This is a genomic window from Tichowtungia aerotolerans (genome assembly GCF_009905215.1).
Lineage (GTDB): Bacteria > Verrucomicrobiota > Kiritimatiellia > Kiritimatiellales > Tichowtungiaceae > Tichowtungia > Tichowtungia aerotolerans.
Genome location: NZ_CP047593.1, coordinates 193,380 through 211,156, shown reverse-complemented (window position 1 = coordinate 211,156; position 17,777 = coordinate 193,380). Strand labels below are relative to the sequence as shown.

At 55.1% G+C, this 17,777-nt stretch carries 12 protein-coding genes; 7 read left to right on the top strand and 5 right to left on the bottom strand.

Features of this window, described 5'->3' with window-relative positions:
• Positions 1-92 precede the first annotated feature (92 nt).
• Genes GT409_RS00785 through GT409_RS00765 form a run of 5 tightly spaced genes read right to left on the bottom strand, consistent with a single transcriptional unit; the run spans position 93 to position 5,830 of the window.
• Complete coding sequence (locus GT409_RS00785; protein ID WP_160626079.1) at positions 93-1,217, bottom strand: ABC transporter ATP-binding protein; 1,125 nt, start codon at positions 1,215-1,217, stop codon at positions 93-95.
• Positions 1,218-1,243: 26 nt separating this feature from the next.
• Positions 1,244-2,068, bottom strand: a complete 825-nt coding sequence (locus tag GT409_RS00780) for a carbohydrate ABC transporter permease (protein WP_160626078.1) — start codon at positions 2,066-2,068, stop codon at positions 1,244-1,246.
• An 8-nt stretch (positions 2,069-2,076) separates the two neighbouring features.
• On the bottom strand, positions 2,077-3,375 hold the full coding sequence (locus GT409_RS00775) for a carbohydrate ABC transporter permease (protein ID WP_160626077.1): 1,299 nt from the start codon (positions 3,373-3,375) through the stop codon (positions 2,077-2,079).
• The gene (locus GT409_RS00770) at positions 3,372-5,003 is read right to left on the bottom strand and encodes an ABC transporter substrate-binding protein (protein WP_160626076.1); all 1,632 of its coding nucleotides are present in this window, start codon (positions 5,001-5,003) and stop codon (positions 3,372-3,374) included. Before GT409_RS00770 ends, GT409_RS00775 begins: the two co-directional genes overlap by 4 nt.
• Entirely contained in the window at positions 5,000-5,830 is an 831-nt protein-coding gene (locus GT409_RS00765) for a tetratricopeptide repeat protein (RefSeq protein ID WP_160626075.1), read from the bottom strand. Before GT409_RS00765 ends, GT409_RS00770 begins: the two co-directional genes overlap by 4 nt.
• Before the next feature lie 316 nt (positions 5,831-6,146).
• Here GT409_RS00765 and GT409_RS00760 point away from each other — a divergent pair, with 316 nt between their 5' ends.
• The 7 genes from GT409_RS00760 to GT409_RS00730 all read left to right on the top strand — a co-directional run bounded on the left by GT409_RS00760 (position 6,147) and on the right by GT409_RS00730 (position 17,772).
• Positions 6,147-9,632, top strand: coding sequence for an alpha-amylase family protein (locus GT409_RS00760; RefSeq protein WP_160626074.1), 3,486 nt, complete (start codon positions 6,147-6,149; stop codon positions 9,630-9,632).
• A gap of 107 nt (positions 9,633-9,739) precedes the next feature.
• Complete coding sequence (melA, locus tag GT409_RS00755; RefSeq protein WP_160626073.1) at positions 9,740-11,071, top strand: alpha-glucosidase/alpha-galactosidase; 1,332 nt, start codon at positions 9,740-9,742, stop codon at positions 11,069-11,071.
• A gap of 94 nt (positions 11,072-11,165) precedes the next feature.
• Entirely contained in the window at positions 11,166-12,200 is a 1,035-nt protein-coding gene (locus GT409_RS00750) for a LacI family DNA-binding transcriptional regulator (protein ID WP_160626072.1), read from the top strand.
• Between the two features lie 486 nt (positions 12,201-12,686).
• The gene (locus GT409_RS00745) at positions 12,687-13,631 is read left to right on the top strand and encodes a hypothetical protein (RefSeq protein WP_160626071.1); all 945 of its coding nucleotides are present in this window, start codon (positions 12,687-12,689) and stop codon (positions 13,629-13,631) included.
• A gap of 132 nt (positions 13,632-13,763) precedes the next feature.
• Positions 13,764-14,534 carry a PEP-CTERM sorting domain-containing protein gene (locus GT409_RS00740; RefSeq protein ID WP_160626070.1) on the top strand — a complete coding sequence of 257 codons (771 nt, stop codon included), beginning with the start codon at positions 13,764-13,766 and terminating at the stop codon, positions 14,532-14,534.
• A 166-nt stretch (positions 14,535-14,700) separates the two neighbouring features.
• Complete coding sequence (locus GT409_RS00735) at positions 14,701-17,208, top strand: glycoside hydrolase family 5 protein (RefSeq protein ID WP_160626069.1); 2,508 nt, start codon at positions 14,701-14,703, stop codon at positions 17,206-17,208.
• A 15-nt stretch (positions 17,209-17,223) separates the two neighbouring features.
• Positions 17,224-17,772 carry a hypothetical protein gene (locus GT409_RS00730; protein ID WP_160626068.1) on the top strand — a complete coding sequence of 183 codons (549 nt, stop codon included), beginning with the start codon at positions 17,224-17,226 and terminating at the stop codon, positions 17,770-17,772.
• Positions 17,773-17,777 lie beyond the last annotated feature (5 nt).

Sequence of the window (17,777 nt, the reverse complement as noted above, 5' to 3'; positions counted from 1 at the left end):
AGGCACCTGCCGCAGGAGGTTGTTCTGAAACGAAGTATCCGGGATACATTGGTAAAGACCGCCGTATGGGTTTTTCAGGAATTCTCTCCTTTTTATGTGGTTTCCCGTTTTACTGATTCCGGCAGGGTGAGGTTTTTGCCGCTTTCGGCATCGAAAATGTGAGCCAGCGACAGGTCGGGCGTGAGACGGATGGTGCCGTTTTTCAAGGCCGCGGCCTGATGGGGGTTGATGCTCGTGATGTATTTGTGTTCGCCCGACTCGATATGGGCCAGGACCTCTTCGCCGAGCATTTCGGAGACATCGATCCGTCCTTCGAAGACGACCTCATCCCCTTCCGTGGCGAGCTTCAGCGCGCGCGGACGGATTCCCAGGCAGACCTTTTTGCCCGCCCAGCCCTCGAGCATGGACGCCTTGGCCTCGGGCAGGGGGCAGGTGATGCTGCCGCCGTCAAAGATGAGGCGTCCGTTCTCGACGCGCAGGAGTCCTTCAAAGATGTTCATGGGCGGGGTGCCGATGAAGCGGGCGACGAACAGCGAGGCCGGGTGGTCGAAGATGACCGTGGGCGGGCCGACCTGTTCGATGACGCCGACGTTCATGACGCAGATGCGGTCGCCGAGGGTCATGGCCTCAATCTGGTCGTGGGTGACGTAGATCATCGTGGTGTCGATGCGGCGGTGCAGCTGCAGGATTTCCTTGCGCATTTCGACGCGCATTTTTGCGTCGAGGTTGGAGAGCGGCTCGTCGAACAGGAAGACATCCGGTTCGCGCACGATGGCGCGGCCCATGGCGACCCGCTGGCGCTGTCCGCCGGACAGGGCCTTGGGCTTGCGTTTCAGCAGGGCGTCGAGGCCGAGGATTTCAGAGGCTTTTTCAACGCGCTCTTTGATTTCGCTTTTCGGGAATTTGCGCAGTTTGAGGCCGAAGGCCATGTTGTCGTAGACGCTCATGTGCGGATAGAGCGCATAGTTCTGGAAGACCATGGCAATGTTGCGGTCCTTCGGCGGGATGTTGTTGACCGTGCGCTCCCCGATGCTGATTTCGCCTTTGCTGATTTCCTCGAGTCCGGCCACCATGCGCAGGGTGGTGGATTTCCCGCAGCCCGAGGGGCCGACCAGCACGAGAAACTCGCCGTGTTTGATGTCGAGGTTGATGTTGCGGACGGCTTCATAGCCGTCGTCGTAAATTTTATGAATCGCCTTGAGTGTTACTTTTGACATGGTGAGACCTCGGTTGTAGATGAAAGTTATCCTTTAACGGCGCCGCCGGTCAGTCCTTTGACGAACAGGCGCATGGTGAAGAGGAAGATGATAATCAGCGGGATCGATGCGATGGTGAATCCGGCCATCATTTCGCCCCATTGTTTCACGTATTCTCCGTCCAGCCGCATCATGCCGACCGGCAGCAGCTGCTTGTATTCATCGGAGATGAAGACCAGCGGGGCGATGAAGTTGTTCCAGTCGGCCAGGAAGCGCAGGATCGCGAGGGTCGCCAGAATGCTTCCGCTCATCGGGATGACGATGGAGACAATCTGCTGCAGCGGTCCGGCGCCGTCCACCTGGGCGGCCTCAAAGAGATCGTTGGGGATTTCCTCGATAAAGTTGCGCAAAACGAACATGCAGAACACCTGCCCCCCGACCGAGTAGAGCAGGGCCAGGCCCAGCAGCGAGTTGAGCAGGTTCAGGTTTTTCATCAGGATGAACAGCGGAACCAGGTTCATGATGCCGGGCATGAACAGCAGGATCAGCAGCAGGTGCCACAGAATCCGTTTGCCGAAAAAGTCGTAGCGGGCAAACACGAAGGCGCTCATCAGGGTGGTGACCAGGCAGGTGCAGACTCCCAGCGTTGTGACGAAAATGCTGTTGGAGATGTAGCTGCTGACCAGCGACCATCCCTTCGACCAGTTTTCCCAGTGCAGGGGAAAGGTCGGCAGAAACGGTGACTGAACAAACTGCGCGTTGTCTTTCAGGCTGATCGTCAGCATGACGTACAGCGGGAAGAATGCGAAGAGCATCACCAGCAGAATCAGCAGGTGTTTGGTCCGTTCATGGAGTCGGTTGGTAGTCTTCATTCGGGATCCTATTTGTCAACTTTTACAAAGCGTTGGTTAATGGCGGTCAGGGTGAGGATGATGATGAACAGGATCAGCCCGATCGCACACGCATACCCGTAGTCCTGTTCCATAAATGCGCGGTAGAACATGTAGAGGCCCGGCGTGAGGCCCCGGTTCTGCGGGCCGCCCTCGGCTCCGAGCAGAATGTACTGGAACGAGTAGGCCTGGAAGGTGGCGACAATCATCAGGATCAGGTTGAGCCGCACCTGGGTCATGATCAGCGGCAGTTCAATGCGCCAGAATTTTCCCCACCAGCCGATGCCGTCAATCTGGGCGGCTTCATACACATCGTTGCCGATGTTCTGCAGGCCGGAGAGGTAGATCAGCACGCCGACGACCCCGACCCACGGGAATCCCCAGAAGACCAGCGCCGGGATGATCAGGTGCGGGTTGCCCAGCCAGGCCGGGTTGAACGGGTCGGTGAAGACGCCGAGGTGAAAGACCCAGGTGTCGAGCCAGATCAGGATCCGGTCGATGTGCAGCCCGGTGATCACGCGGTTGAGGATGCCGATGTTGGGGTCGTAGAAGAATTTCCAGACCAGCAGCATGACAATCTGGGGGATGATCATCGGGATGACAAACAGGACCCGGTAGATGTATTGCGCCCGGTCGGATTTGAGGCGGTGGATGCAGACGGCCGTGAAAATGCTGGGCCACATTTTCAGCAGGTTGGCTGCGATCATGATGAAAATCAGGCGGAAGCTCATCCAGAGCAGCTGGTCGCCGCTCTGCTTGACGCCGATCAGATAGGTCATGCCGGCCGCGACCGCCAGCAGCCAGAAGAACACGCGGCAGGCTGTCCGCAGCCGCGGCTTTGGCTTCAGCCACAGCATGCCGGCCGCGGCGGGCAGGCTGAGTCCCAAGAGGATCTGGATCGCCCCGACTGCCTGCGGGGTGTGCTGCAGGGCGCCGCCTGCGATGGCGTCGCGCACAAGCACTGTTACTGTCCATGCGGCCAGCGGGTAGATGATCCACTGAAGCCGCCGCCGGGTTGCTGCGGATGCTGACAGGCCGGAGATGCCCAGTGCAAGGCAGCTCAGCAGAAGGGGCGTCCAGAGCGTAAGGTCGCCGAGCAGGGACCGGAAGTTGTCCATTCCGATGAACTGCTTGATAAAGGCGCCGTCCCATTTGTAGAAGCTGTGCTTGATGGCGTCGATTGCCGGCAGGTAGCTGAACAGGGCAATCAGGCCGAGGGACGGAAGCAGCAGCGCCAGCAGAACCCAGTTCTTCCGCAGGTCAAAGATGTTGATTTTTGCGGGTTTCACTCGGCCTCTCCCTGTTTGATGATTTCATAGCGGTGCCGGCTGACGGCGGACTGATGGCAGCTGTCCAGCCTGAATTCGGTCAGCTGCTGGATCTGCTGTTCGGTTTTTTTCGGAGGAGCTGATGCGCTGCGGGAGGCCAGGGCCAGCTTGGCGGCCAGCATCCGGTTGGTGTCCCGCTGGGTCAGCTCGTCTTTTTCCATATTCTTGAGGAATCCCTGTTCGCCGGAGCGCTCCAGTGTCTGGGAGAGCCTGGCGGCATACTCTTCGGGCGTGATCTGCCCGGACAGCAGCTGCCAGCGGGCTCCTTTTTCAATCATGCGCAGCGCGGTGCTGAGGTTCTGGTAGCGGAATTCGGTCTGGAAGCCGGCCAGCCGGGGCGTGAAGGGCTTCAGGATGTCTTTGGGCTGGGCTCCGTTGACGACCGGCAGCCAGGTGATCTGTTTGTTAAAGGCCTCGTTGCGCTCCGGTGTGGTGCAGAAGCGCAGGAAGTCCAGGCAGATTTCCGGGTGGGCGGACTGTTTGGTGACTGCCCAGGGAATGCCGCCCTGGATGTTGCCTTCGCCGAGCGGCCCCTTGACAAACCGGCTGTAGGCCGGGTGGTCGATGGGCATTGGGAAGTCGAAGATGCCGACGCGGAATTTGCCTTCGGCCTGCTTGAGGATGCTCGCGGCATCCCACGAGCCCGACGCCAGCATGACCGCGTTCTGCTGGAGGAACAGGAAGGTGGCGTCGTCCCGCTGGGAGGAGATCCAGCCCTTCTGGAAGTTTTTGGAGATTTCAACCGAGCAGTTCCACGAGGCGATGAATACCGGATCGTTCAGGAGGTAGGCGCCTTCCTGATAGCCCAGCCAGGCCTCGGCTTCGGAAACCTCGCCGTCGAGGTTGGTGTCGATCTTCTGCGACAGGTCGACAAAAAACGGGCGTTCGTAGCGGGAGCCGAGCACCGCGGCCTGATATTTGCTGCCGGCAATCGGGACCAGCAGCTCGGGGGAGTGGCGGCCTTTTTCAAGGATCTGGCCGCAGACGTCCTGAAACTCTTGGTAGGAGGCCGGCGGTTCGGTCTTTCCGGTCAGCTCCTCGTACAGGTCGATGTTGTAATACATGCGGATGGTGAAGATGGAGAAGGGGATGTGGTAGTAGTCCAGCAGCCTCTTCTTGAATGCGCTCTGCAGGCCGTCAAAGAAGGTTTCCTTCCAGGGGAGCTGTTCCAGGGCGGTTCCCGCGGTGTAGGGGTTGGGAGTGCTGACATACTCCCCGAGCGGAAGAAAAAAGCGGGATACATAGGCCGCATCCTGGGTGGTGCGCACCAGCGGGTCGGTTTCGATGATATCCGGAGCCGTCTGGCCGATGAGCGATGTGTTCACAAACTGCTCGTAGCCGCGCTGGCTGATCGGGAGCTGAACAATCCGCAGCTTTTCGCCGCGGGTTTTGGCGTAATGCTCTTCATATTCATCGATCAGCTGCTGGAGCGCCTGGCGGAATCCCGCCTCGAGCTGGAAGTGGCAGATGCGGATGGTTTTGACATCCGGCGCTTCATAGCGGGCCTGGTTGATGATGACCTGCAGTGTGGACAGGGTGAGCGCCAGAATCAGGATCAGGGCTCCAAGGTATTTTTTTACAAACGTCATGGCGCTACCTCCGTTTGCGCTTCCAGTGCGGCAAGCCGCAGGGAGGCCTCATAGGCGAAATTGGTGTGCTTCAGCTCTTCGGCAATTTTGCGGTAGTAGTGAATCGCCAGGTCATTGCGGTTAATCCGTTCGGCCAGGTTGGCGATTCGCCAGAAGAGAATGTCTTTGCGGCTGTTCGGGGGGAGTCCCGCCTGCTCGGCCTTGCGATAGGCGTCGATGGCCTCGGCCGGCTGGTTCAGCGGGTGCTCGCTGGCCATGGCGACCATGCGCCAGAGGTTGTAAAGATAGGGGTCGTCCGGGCGGGCCTCCGCCCGGCGACGAAGGCGGGCTGCGGTGTCCCGGGCCTTTTCCGGGTTCATCTCGTCGAGCTCGAGGCTGCTGCGGTAGAGCAGCGCCTGGGTGGCCAGCGGACTGTCCGGGAACTCGTCGAGGATTTGGTCGTACAGCTCGATGGCCTTTTCCGGCCGGCGGGTGTCGGAGATGTAGTCAATCTGGCCGTAGAGCTGCGCCAGGTTCAGCATGGCCGGAAGCCGCCACGGGCCGGGGGCCTCTGCGGTCTGGTCGATCAGCTGTTTGTAGAGTCTTTCGGCTTCGGCCTTGTCGCCGGCGACATCCGGCTGGCGGTAGTGAAGGCAGAGTGCCATCCCGAAAAGAGCCTCCGAGGATTCCGGGGTGTTGCGGAATTCCTGCTCGAAGAGGGGATAGGCTCCTCGATAATTCACGTATTCGACCTCATCCCATGCTTTGTCCAGCGATGCGCCTTGGCAGGCGAATGCGGCCAGTAGCAGTGTGGAGGCGTACTGTTTTGTGCGACGAATGGATGTCAAGAGAGCTGCCTTTCCGGTTATTGTTGCTTAGTTTGGGAAACTGTTGCTTTTGAGGGTCAATAAACACTATTTGCGAGGGTTTATGCAAGCGAATATTCAAGACGAATGTTCTTTTTGAGAGGGACTTGTTTGGCTTTTTAGCAATATATGTTTGTTTTTAACGAAACAGTTGCTATATTTACGGAACAAGTTTGTTGATCGGTCGGGCCGGGGTCTGACGGGTTAGCCTGCGGAAAATCTATGTCTATATTGGGTGGAGGTGTTTGTGGGTATGTGTCGAGAGTCAAAGCAGGGTGCTGGCGGGATATGTTCCCTTTTGGGCGGTGTTCTGTTTTTTGCGTTTGCCGGGAATGCTGAAACATATTACCGCATTGGTTGCAGGTCTGGGGCTGCCGATTTGTATCGCAATGTTCGTTTCCATGATAATGGTCTGGAACTTTCGTCGCCGGCTTGGGTCGAGGATTTTTCGCAGGATGACGGCCAGAGACGACTTTATACCGCAGCCGGAGATTCTCATACTGACGGATTTTATGCTTATGCAGAGTGGGTGACCAACAGTGTCATGCTCGGGGGGACGTACAATGCTAACGACGTCGCGTTGATTTGGAAATTCTCCGCCCCGCCCGGTAACACCTTTGCGGGCGGTACGGTGGAGGCGGATCTGACGCTTCTGAGCGGTGGGGCGGACAAAGAAGATTGCGGAAGCGTTTTTTCAATAGGGGTTTCTGATTCGCTGGAGCTGGGTTTTGCGGGTAATTATTCTGCTTTTAATGGGTACAACAGTATCGACTTTTCCCGCAGTTGGTTTTCTGAGGCGGGTGCTGATTCTCAGACGTTAAGCGTCAATATTCCCTCGGGTGTTTCGGCTTTCTATGTAGCGGTTGAGCGGGGGATTCCTCCGTACCTGTACAAGCGGGCTCTTCTTGAAGAGTTGCGGATCAATGCGCAGTTTACGCAGGCCGCCGGGCTGACGATCGAGGTGGATAAAACAGAGCCGGTTTGGTCGACGACGGACGATTTGATGATTGATGTAACCGCAGTCAGCGGAACTGTTTCTGCCGTCGAGTGGCTTCTCGTCGATCAGTTTGACGGTTCCGTTCATGCGGACGGTGCTGAGCCTGTTGTTGGCGGAGTTGCAACGATTGATCTGTCGTCGCAGTATGCGGGGTTTTATCGACTGGAGGTTGCGGATCATGCAGACCCGCTGACACTGCTGGACTATCAGGATGTCATTATCCTGCGAGGGCAGAATCCCGAGCTCGGTGTTGATGATACAATTTTTGGTGCATTCGGGTTCCCGGCTTATATGGGAACAGAAGGGCAGCGCGCGGAGCCGGTTGCGGAAGATATTGACCTGATGCGGAAAATGGGAATCCGCTGGACGGTTCTTACTAACGCGCAATGGCCCTGGCGTCAGCCGGTCGAAAACGGCCCGATTGATTTTTATTATATTTCGATGCTTGAAACCCTCAAGGCCGGCGGCATCGAAATCATCATGACCGCCGACGGCTGCCCGAAATGGGCCAATAACAACGCGGGGAACCGTTATCCTCCGGTTCCGGATTACTATGATGAGTATCAGGCGTATCACCAGACGGTGGCATCCACACTCACAAATCTGGTCACGTGGTATCAGGCATGGAATGAGCCCAACAACAGCAACCAGATAAACCTCTTTCCCTATTACACACGTACCGGGGCTGTCGCGGCAGCGAAAATGCTCGGTCGGCTGCAAAACGAGGCGGTTAAACTTGGTAATCCTGATGCAAAATTTATCGGGGGCTGTCTGGCCGGGATCTATGACAGCTGGTTTGATGATTTGCTGGAAGCTCCGGACAGTATGATTGGCCGTCAGGACGCAATGAGCACGCATCCCTATCCGGTGTGGCAAACAACGCCAAACGGCACCGGTCACCAGACTCCGCCGGAACCGGATCTGGTTCCCCGGCTTAATGCGGTTAAAAGGGTGCTGGACTCTTATGGACAGCAGAGTCTGCCGACTTTCTGGACTGAGTTTGGTTGGACTCGCAAGCTGGTGACCGAAGAGGAATACGCCCGTTGGACCGCCCGCGAGCTGATTATTATGATGAGCTTTCGTCGGGATCTGAATGTTAAGTGTGTAAATTTATTCAGCTTTTTCGATCTGAAGCTTGATTACAACGTCCTGCGCCGAGCTCAGGATGTCGGCGCGCAGCAGACGCGCTGCACGAAGGTAGTGGGTTCGTTTGCCACGGCATCCAGTCTTTTGGCAGGTGCACAGCCGGTTGCGCGCCTGCGCGATTATCCTAATCCGGTTCGGCTCTATTCGTTTAAAAACCGGGCGGGCGATTTGGTTTATACTGCCTGGGCGACTGAGGATGCGCAGTTTCCGTTCAGTGTGGAGTTGCCGGTCGCGGCGGGCACGCCAATGTTGCAGGTCAGTATGATGGGAACCGAAAAACGGATTGTTGCGCCGTCGGGATCGGTGTCGCTTCCGGCGAATCATGAGCCGGTTTACTGGGTGGTCAGCAAGGCTGCACCCTGGCTGGTGGACTCGCAGGTTGTCGTGGTGGATGACGGCCGCGACGGGACCTCCGGTGACGGGTATGGCGATGTGGAGCCCGGAGAGCGGATCGGGCTGGAGCTTCGTCTGGAAAATCTGGATTTGTTCGGCTGCAGCAATATTACCGCCGTGCTCAGCAGTTCGGATCCGTACGTTACCCTTGTTGAGCCTGAGCTCGCGATGGGGTCGATGGCTCTTGATGAGAGTCTGACCAATGGGCTGCTTCTGGTCGATGTGGACGGCTCCGCGCCGCTGGGGCATGAGGTGGATTTTGTTCTGACGCTGTCGGGAGACAGTTCAGAGGGGCCGGTTGTTGATACGGATGAGTTCACTCTGAAAATTAAGGATATGGGAGGGACGCCTGACACCTATCTGTTCCAGGGGGTGGTTCATGTGAATGGAGAGCCGGAGCCGGGGCTTACGGTCAGCTATTCGAACTCGGTAGGGTTCGTGGGTCAGGAGATTTGCGATGCGAACGGGGCGTACAGTTTTATGGCGAAGGACGATCTGTTTTATTATGTTTCGGTGACCTTCCAGGGAGGAACTGTTACGACCTCTCGGCGAATCCTGAGTGCGGATCGGGAAGTTAATTTTTACTTTTCTGCGGATCGGACGGCTCCGGCGGCGCCGATTCTGCAGGCCCCTGTTGATGGGCAGGCCGGGCTGGGGAGTTCGGTCGGCTTTGAATGGACCGCTTCTGCCGATGAAAGCGGCGTTTCCGGGTATCATATTCGGATCGATTCGATGGTTTATGATGCCGGTTCTGCGACTGAATTTTCGAAAACGCTCGATGCGGGGGAACACCGTTGGCAGGTTCGTGCTATCGACGAGGCTGGTAATATTGGGGAGTGGAGTGCTTTTCGTTCTTTTGATGTGGTCGTTGTGGATCCGGATGTGGACGGCGATGCGATTGCGGACGAGTGGGAGCTGCAGCACTTCGGCTGGGTTTCCGCGGTTGACGGGACGGGCGACTCTGATGGGGACGGAGCGTCCGATTATGATGAGTATCGTTGCGGAACCGATCCGCGGGATCCCCAGTCCCGGCTGGCTATTACCGGCCTGTTCGTTCCGGGCAGGGCGGGTGAGCTGGTGCTTCGGTGGCAGGGAGTGGCGCGTCGTCGCTACAATCTGATGTTTGCTCCGGATTTGAGCGGTGGCTGGACTCCCGTTCTGTCGGGAATTTATGGGGCAAGCGACCGGTCCGATACCGTGAGAGTTGATCGGGTTTCCGGGTATTTTCAGCTCGAAGTAAACGATTGATTTGATATTAGAGACAAAATGCGTTGTTTTACGCAACAGTTCTGTTTAGTGTGCATGTGTTCTTTTTTGTGATTTTGAATTTTTAGCAGAAGGGTGAGGATAGAGCGATGAAGATTACATTTATGGGTGCCGGCAGCACGATTTTCGTAAAAAATATTATGGGCGATGTGTTCCTGACGGAGTCGTTGCGCGATGTGGAAGTGGCGCTGTATGATATCGATCAGCAGCGGCTGGAGGATTCCAGGCAGATAGTCGACTCTTTGAATCAGAGTATCAATGAAGGGCGCGCGACTGTCTCGGCGTATTTCGGAGAGGAGCAGCGAAAAGATGCGCTGCGCGGAGCAATTTTTGTTATTGATGCGATTCAGGTGGGGGGGTACCGGCCGTGCACGGTTACGGATTTTGAAATTCCAAACCGGTTTGGGTTGAGGCAGACGATTGGGGATACCATCGGCATTGGGGGGATCTTCCGGGCGCTTCGTACGATTCCGGTGCTGGACGATTTTGCCCGGGATATGGAGGAGGTTTGTCCCGATGCGTGGTTCTTCAACTACACGAATCCCATGTCCATTTTGACGGGGTATATGCTGAAGCATACGGGCGTCAAAACGGTCGGGTTGTGCCACTCTGTTCAGGTTTGTGTGCCGGAGCTTCTCGAGCACCTGAAGATGACGGAGTATATCAAGGGGGCCAAGTGGAGCATCGCGGGGATCAATCATATGGCCTGGCTGCTGGATATTTCGCACTCCGGCAAGGATCTGTACCCCGAGATCCGCAGGCGCGCAGAGGCTCGCAATGTGGAATTTATCGCCAAAGGGAAGGATCATGGTGATCTGGTTCGGTTTGAGATGATGAAGCAGTTCGGGTTCTATACTACGGAGTCTTCCGAACATTCGGCAGAGTATCATCCTTACTTTATTAAGGAGTCTCGTCCGGAGCTGATTGACCGGTTTAAGATTCCGCTGGATGAGTATCCACGTCGGTGCGAGAAGCAGATTCAGGAATGGAAGGAGACGCGGGAGCGTCTGCTGAAAGCTCCGGAACTTGAGCACAGTCGTTCGCGCGAGTATGCCGCGGGCATGATGAATGCGGTTGTGACCGATAGTCCTTTTGAGATCGGCGGCAATGTGATGAACAACGGCCTGATTTCCAATCTGCCCGCAGATGCCTGTGTTGAGGTGCCTTGCATCGTCAACCGGAATGGCGTGCAGGGAGTGTATGTCGGAAGGATTCCTTCCCAGCTGGCGGCATTGAACCAGACTCATATCAATGTGCATCAATTGGCGGTGGAGGCTGCGGCGACGCGAAGTCGCGAAGCGGTTTACCATGCGGCTATGATGGATCCGCATACGCGTGCGGAGCTCGACCTCGATCAGATTCGGGAAATGTGTGATGCGTTGTTTGCTGCGCACGCTGATTGGCTCCCTGTTTACAAATAAGGAAGGGCGGTTTTTTGCGTAGCTTTGACGCAACATTGTCTTGACGGCTGGTAGTGTTGCGTGAAACCCTCTTTTTGTTTTTAGGGGGCATGCAATGGATAATATTGATAATAAAGAGGTTACGCTGCGCGAGATCGCTCGTGAAATGGGGCTTTCCCCGAGCACGGTTTCCCGTGCCTTGGCGGGGCGGGGCGGAGTCAGTCCTGCTCGGGCGAAGGAGATTCAGTCATTTGCCGAAGATATGGGCTATCGCCCGCGGCCTTTTCGGAGAAACCGGACCGATGCGGTTGGGATTCTCGTTATGACGGATCAGGCGACCTCTCCGGATGATGCTTATCATTATAATCTGGTTTTTGAAGCCATTCGGGTGATTTCCGGTTTTGACTGGCATGTGCACACGGAGTTGATGCTGCGCTCTCCGGATGCTCCGCTGCCTCAGCTCGTTGTGGAAAGCCGGGTGGATGGTTTAATTGTGGTTGGGTATCCGCACGAGGAGACCTGCAAGGCGTTGAGGCAGACCGGAATACCGATTGTGGTTCTGGACGGGCTCGCTTCTCGAACCGGCTTTCCCTGTGTTATTCCTGATGTGGGAACATCCACCGGTGATGCGGTGAAAAAGCTGGCCGAGGTGGGGCATCAGCATTTTGCGTATATTACTCCGCCTACCAAGTATCCGACGGTGCAGCGACGTGTGGATGGATTTCTCGCTGCGGTGGAAGAGTTGGGGTTGCCGTTTGATCCCCGTATGCTGATTAAAGTTCCTCATTCAACGATTCATGCGGGGCAGACTGCTGTTCGGCAGATTCTGGCTTGCTCTAATCGTCCGACAACCGTTTTCTTTGGGACGGATCAATTGGCTGTTGGGGGATTGATTGCGCTTGGGCGCGGCGGCATTGATGTTCCGGCTGATATGAGCGTGGTGAGTCACGATAATTCAAACTTAGCGATCGAGTCCGACCCGCCGCTTACCAGTGTTGATTTGAATTTGAGCCTTTCATTGGAGAAGGCAGCGGCTCTGCTTCGACGTCAGATCGAAGGGGAACAGTTCAATGAACCGGTGCAGATTGAAGTTTCCACAAAAGTCATTTGGCGCAGCAGTTGCGGTCCCGCGGCCTTAAATGGCGGGTAGTTTTGTTTTATCTTGATTCTGCTGCTTGGATTGAATGTGTTTGCGTCGCAGTCGTTTTAGGACAGGCTTGCGGTGTACGGTCTTTGTTTTATCTACGTATGTGACTGGGAGATTTTTTGAGTGGTTTTTTATAGAGCCTGCCCGCCTCTTTAGAGGAGTATTGTGGCTCTGGTTTCTGTTCTGTAGGTTTTTTAATGCCGTGTTCTTATGTGGACACGGTATTTTTTTGTCGTTTTGTTGGGGCAGTCTCTTTGTGTTCTTGCTCTGTGGCGGCGGGGTTGCTGTTTTCGTGTGCGCTTTTTTTATGTGCCGTACTTTTTTGCTAAAAAGGAGAACAAAAGCATTGATTTGAGACACAGTTGCGTTATATTAAGAAACAGATATCGAATTTTTCCGGGCTTGTTGGGGGATCTTTTTGGTTGCAGGAGGTAAGGAGGTTATGCGCACCGCATGCGGTGTGCGGTCAATAAACAAAAGGAGAATGAGATGAAAAGTTACGTTTGGGCTGTGGTCTTGTTGGTAAATGTTTTTGCCGGGAGTGTGTCTGCGCAGAGTGATCTGATCAACATTGCGCGGAATGGTTTGAGCTCCTACACCTATCTCGATCAGGATGGGGTGCTTATGACTCATGATGATGATCCGACTTGCGTTAAATTGACTGACGGAGTTCGGTCGGACGGAAATGCAGTTAAGATTATTCCGTGGACGTGGAAAGCTGGTCCGTATAGAGGGCGGTACCTGCTGTTTGATTTTCAGGAGACTGCTTATCCTGAATTGGCGCGAATTGTCTGGATGTTTTCCAACCTTTCCGGTCATGTGCTAGATCGCGTTACTTTGTTTGCCGGGGATGATGTGTCGAGCCTGGTTCAGGTGGGTTATATTGAACCGGTAAAATCCGGAGCCTCCAGTACCATCATTGACGTGCCGTTGGAGGGTGCTGCTGGCCGTTATCTTAAGGTGTGGTTCGAAACAGATAGCAACCCTGATACATCGACAATGGTATCCATCTGTGAGTTTGAGGTGTATGCCCGGAAGCAGTTTAGTGATTGGATTGATGATTATGCCGGTTATCTGCCTGTGGATGGGCGGGAGAAGGATGACGACCCTGACAATGATGGATTGAAGAATCTGATTGAGTTTGCCCTCGGTGGAAACCCGAGTGAAAACGATGCCGCTGCAATCAGGCCTACGTTGCAGATTAGCGGTGGTGAGGCGGAGTATTGCTATCGTCGGCGTGTTGATTGGCTTCCGCGGGGACTTTCTTATTCTTTAGGAATCTCTACTGATTTGGTGAGTGCAGCTTTTACGAACGATACATCAGCTTATTCGGTTCTCGGTGTTTCAGAAGCTTCTGGTGATTTTGAGATGGTTACTAACCGAATTCCTATTACGGATGAGAAATCGAGGTTTGTTACTTTAATGGTGGAATAGCAGGGATAATACCATTCACATGAACTTTGTTCGTGTGAATGGTTCGAAAATTTTCGAGTTTATTGCTGCAAAGGGCTGATTTAAATCGATGGCGGGACTGCCTGCTGTCTTATAAAAAGAAAGGAAATAACAATGATCAAAATAAAGTATAGGTGTTTGATCTGGACTGCTGCCGTTGTTTTGAGCAGTTCCGTTCAGGCCTCAATTATTCTGTCTGACAACTTCGACAGCGATAGCGATACGGTTGGGGCGGAGCCGTCGGGTTCGATATGGACGGGGAACAACAATGCCGGAACGACGACTCTCAATGTGTCGAATGATACATTTTTCGGGGAGTCCAACCAGTATCTGGCGATAATTGACAATGACGCCAGTTCCGGTCTTTGGATCCGGTCGGCAGAGCTGTTTTCTTCAACCTTGCTGACGCTTAGTTTTGATTATTACCAGCCGACCGTTTCCGGTCAGGCGGGTGATGTTTCACTGGGAATTGGGAGAGGTGCCTTTCTTTCTAGTTCCGATCTTGCTCACGACATTGAGTTTTCGGCCGGAAAAATTGAAGGGCAGAGTGTTGGGCTCGATGGCGATTATCATGTTGATATCGTCATGAACAATACCGGCTCTGTTGTGAATTATAAAGGGGTCAGTCTGGATCATAACCACATGGATATCTGGGTGGACGGATCCCGTATCATTGCCGGACAGATCGCTGCGGCCACAGGGCGGGATGTCGCCCTGACCGGCTTTAAATTCTCCACGATTAATCCGAATGTTGAGTCGCTGTATCTTGATAATCTGGAAGTCCGGGACGAAACTTATGTTGTTCCGGAGCCGGTCACGGCTGGATTGCTGGGAATCGGGGGGCTTGTGGCCTTTTTTACACGCCGGTTTCGGCGTAAACCATAATCTTGTTATTGTTTGCTGAGAAGCTGCTCAGGGGTTCCTGGGCAGCTTTTTTTTGAGAGGGAGGGACGGGTAAGAAGCGTTAAAATGACGTTTTCTGCTTGAAGTTATCTCTCGTAAAAGCAACAGTATCGCAAAGTAAAGCAACTGTTTCTGAAAGGGCGTTTGAATGAGTAGGTTAGCTCGTGGATTTTTTCTTTTAAGTGCGGTCTCATTGTTTTTTTCCGGAGAGGTGTCGGCTTCAGTTCTTAAGCCGGTTCTGCTTGAAGGGGTTACGCCGTTGCCTCGGTCTCTGGGGGCTCCGGATCTGGCTCACAATACGCCCTATGCTGCGATTCCTCTGTCTTACTCTGGGGCGGATCTGGAATTCCGATTGACTCCCGAGATGACTCTCTATCAGTCCTATGCGATCTGGGGAGCGAAAAACAGCCACCATTATTCGTTCGCGTATCCCCTGAACGATGGGTTGTGTCTTCAGGGCGATTCTCATGTGGCATTTAAGTTTGAGGTTCCCGGTAAAAACAGCCTGACCGGCGGAACGATGACCGTAACCGGACGCGCTCAGGGGCGGGCCGGCGGCATCGGGGACTTTTATGTCGCAGTCGGTGCCGACTTGATTATGGCCGGGGCAAACGGTTTTTGGGACGGCCCCACCAAGTACAACGAAAAATATTTCAAGAAGGTGTCTCCCGTCTTTGGCGAGGACGGCACGTTTTCGGCGGAGCTTCCGCTCCCTGAGAAAGGCAGTAAGGTTTTTGTGGTGCTGTCATCCACGTCCGGTGATGCGGGCCTGTCGGATTCCGCTCCGGTGATCGAATCCATTCGCATGTCGCCCCGGTTTGCGCTCTCGCAGGGCATGGCGTTCAGTTATGATCCTGCCGAGCCGGTCTGGACTCATGGAGAGCAGCTGGACATCACGGTGTCTCCCGCCGGACTCTCCGGAGAGACGGTCCGCTGGTCGGTCACCAACCTGCACACCTCGGCCTCGCTGAACGGGGTCGTCGACGGCGGGCAGCCGTTTGGGCTCGATCTGACCGGCCTCGAAGCCGGCTTCTACGCTCTGTCCTGCTCCGGAGGAAGCATGACGGACGGCTTTGAATTTGCCGTGCTGGCTCCGCAGGATCAGGAGGCGGTGGCCAAGTCGGTATTCGGGACTCACGGGGCTGCCAACCGCCGGGGGCGCCACGGGGATATGGGGACTCCGGATGCTGCGGATCTTGATTTGATGCACCGGATGGGGGTGCGCTGGTCGGTATTCAGCAGACTTTGGGCCTGGACGCAAAGCGAGCGCGGCGGAGAGGTGGATCCGGAGTATATGGATCGGTTCCGTTTGTTGAATGACAATGGGTTTGAGCTGATCTGCAATGTCGGCAGCTGTCCGAAGTGGGCCAACGACAGCCGCGCTTCGGCCCCTCCGAAAGACAGCTATCTGGATGACTGGAGTGATTACAACGAAGAGTTGGCCCGGACAGCGAAAGGGGTTATCACATGGTTCCAGGCCTGGAATGAGCCGAATAATCCAAACACTTTTTGGATGCCGCCGCCGTTTAATAAGGAGAAGCGCAGTCTGGTTGCAAAGAACGTTCAGCGGGCTCAGTATAAGGGAATCAAGAAAGGTAATCCGGATGCCAAACTGATTGGCGGAACATTCGCGGGCTTGCCGGCGGACTGGGTTGAGACGTGGTTGAGCAACCCGTCATCCACTCGCGATTATCAGGATGCCATGAGTGGGCACCCTTACTGCAAGGTGACTCGCGAGGATAACTGGGAACATCGCTTCCCGGCTGAGCCGGATCTGGTTCCCAGACTGCGTGAGTTTCGCCAGGCCATGGATGATAACGGTGCTGAGGATCAGCCGCTGTTCCTGACGGAGTACGGCTGGTATACACCCTCAACATCTCCGGTGCGTCAGGCTGCGTGGACGGCCCGTCAGAATGTGATTGTTCAGGCGCTCAGGGATGAGCTCAACATTCAGGCTCATTGCATTTTTGCGCCGGATGACATCAAAAACGGGCACAATCTGTTTATTCCGCCGCGCGATTTGAAGCTGCGTCAGACCCGGTTGCTGCCGGTGATTGGATCATTCGCCAAAACTGCGTCCGTATTTTGCGATGCGCGGCTGATTGAGCGGATTTCGGATTATCCTTCTTCGAAACGTGTGTATTTTTTTGATCGTCCGCAGGAGAAAGTGCTGGCGGCCTGGGTGACTGAGCAGGCAGGGATCGGGTCCTTCCAGTCGCCCTTTGAAGGGAGGCAGGTTGCCCTGGTGAACGGCATGATGGGCGATGAATCTTTAACGGTTCTGGATGCGGAGACTCCGGTGGTCCTGTCGTCATCGCACGAGCCGGTTTACTACCGGGTGCACAAAGCCGCTCATCCCGTGGTTTTGCCGCAGTTGACCGCTGTCGAGCTGTCGGACGGGAACCCGGGCGCGTCTTTTGAGCTGTCGGCGGCTAATGCCGGGGTTGGGGAGATGAGCCTGTCGTTTAAAACCGACGTTCCGTGGCTGAGTCTTCCGGTTGATCCGGTGCAGATCACCTCGGATAAGATCCGGAAAATTGAGGTCGATATTCTTGAAGCGAAGTTTCCTGGGGGAATGCAGTATGCAACGATTCTGGTAACAGGAAATGACGGGGCGACACGTGCGGTGCGTGTGGTGTGCAGCAAAAGTAAATAAACGAAGGAGAAGGAAATGAAAAAATATGTGTTGAGCGTAGCCCTTGTAGCGGGTCTGTTTGCCGGAGCAACTCAGGCTCAGGACGGTGTGAATATTGCCCGGAATTCGTCCGCCTCATACATCTATCTGGATCGGATCGGTGACCCGATGGTCTGGGAGCGCGATGCGGACTGTTCCAGATTTTCCGACGGTAAGCGTGATGACAAAAACTCGGTTCCGTCCGTGTGGGGCCCGAATATGACCAAGGCCATGCGCCTGCGCTATGACTTCAAGCAAGAGGTTCATCCGACCAGCGTGCGGATTGTCTGGATGTTTTCCGGGAATCCCGGTCACGTGATGGACCGTGTCCGTGTGCTGTCCGGAAATGATCCGGCGTCGATGGGCGAAGTGGGTGTGCTGGAGGTGAAACCCAGCGGTAAACGCAGCACGATTATTGATGTGCCGCTGACAGGTGCCGCCGGCCGCTATCTTGAAATCTCGATGGAGCAGGACAAGAATCCCTCCAGCAAAATGTTCTCCATCTCCGAAATTGAAGTCTACGCGCCGAAAAGCGAGCGCGACTAAACACC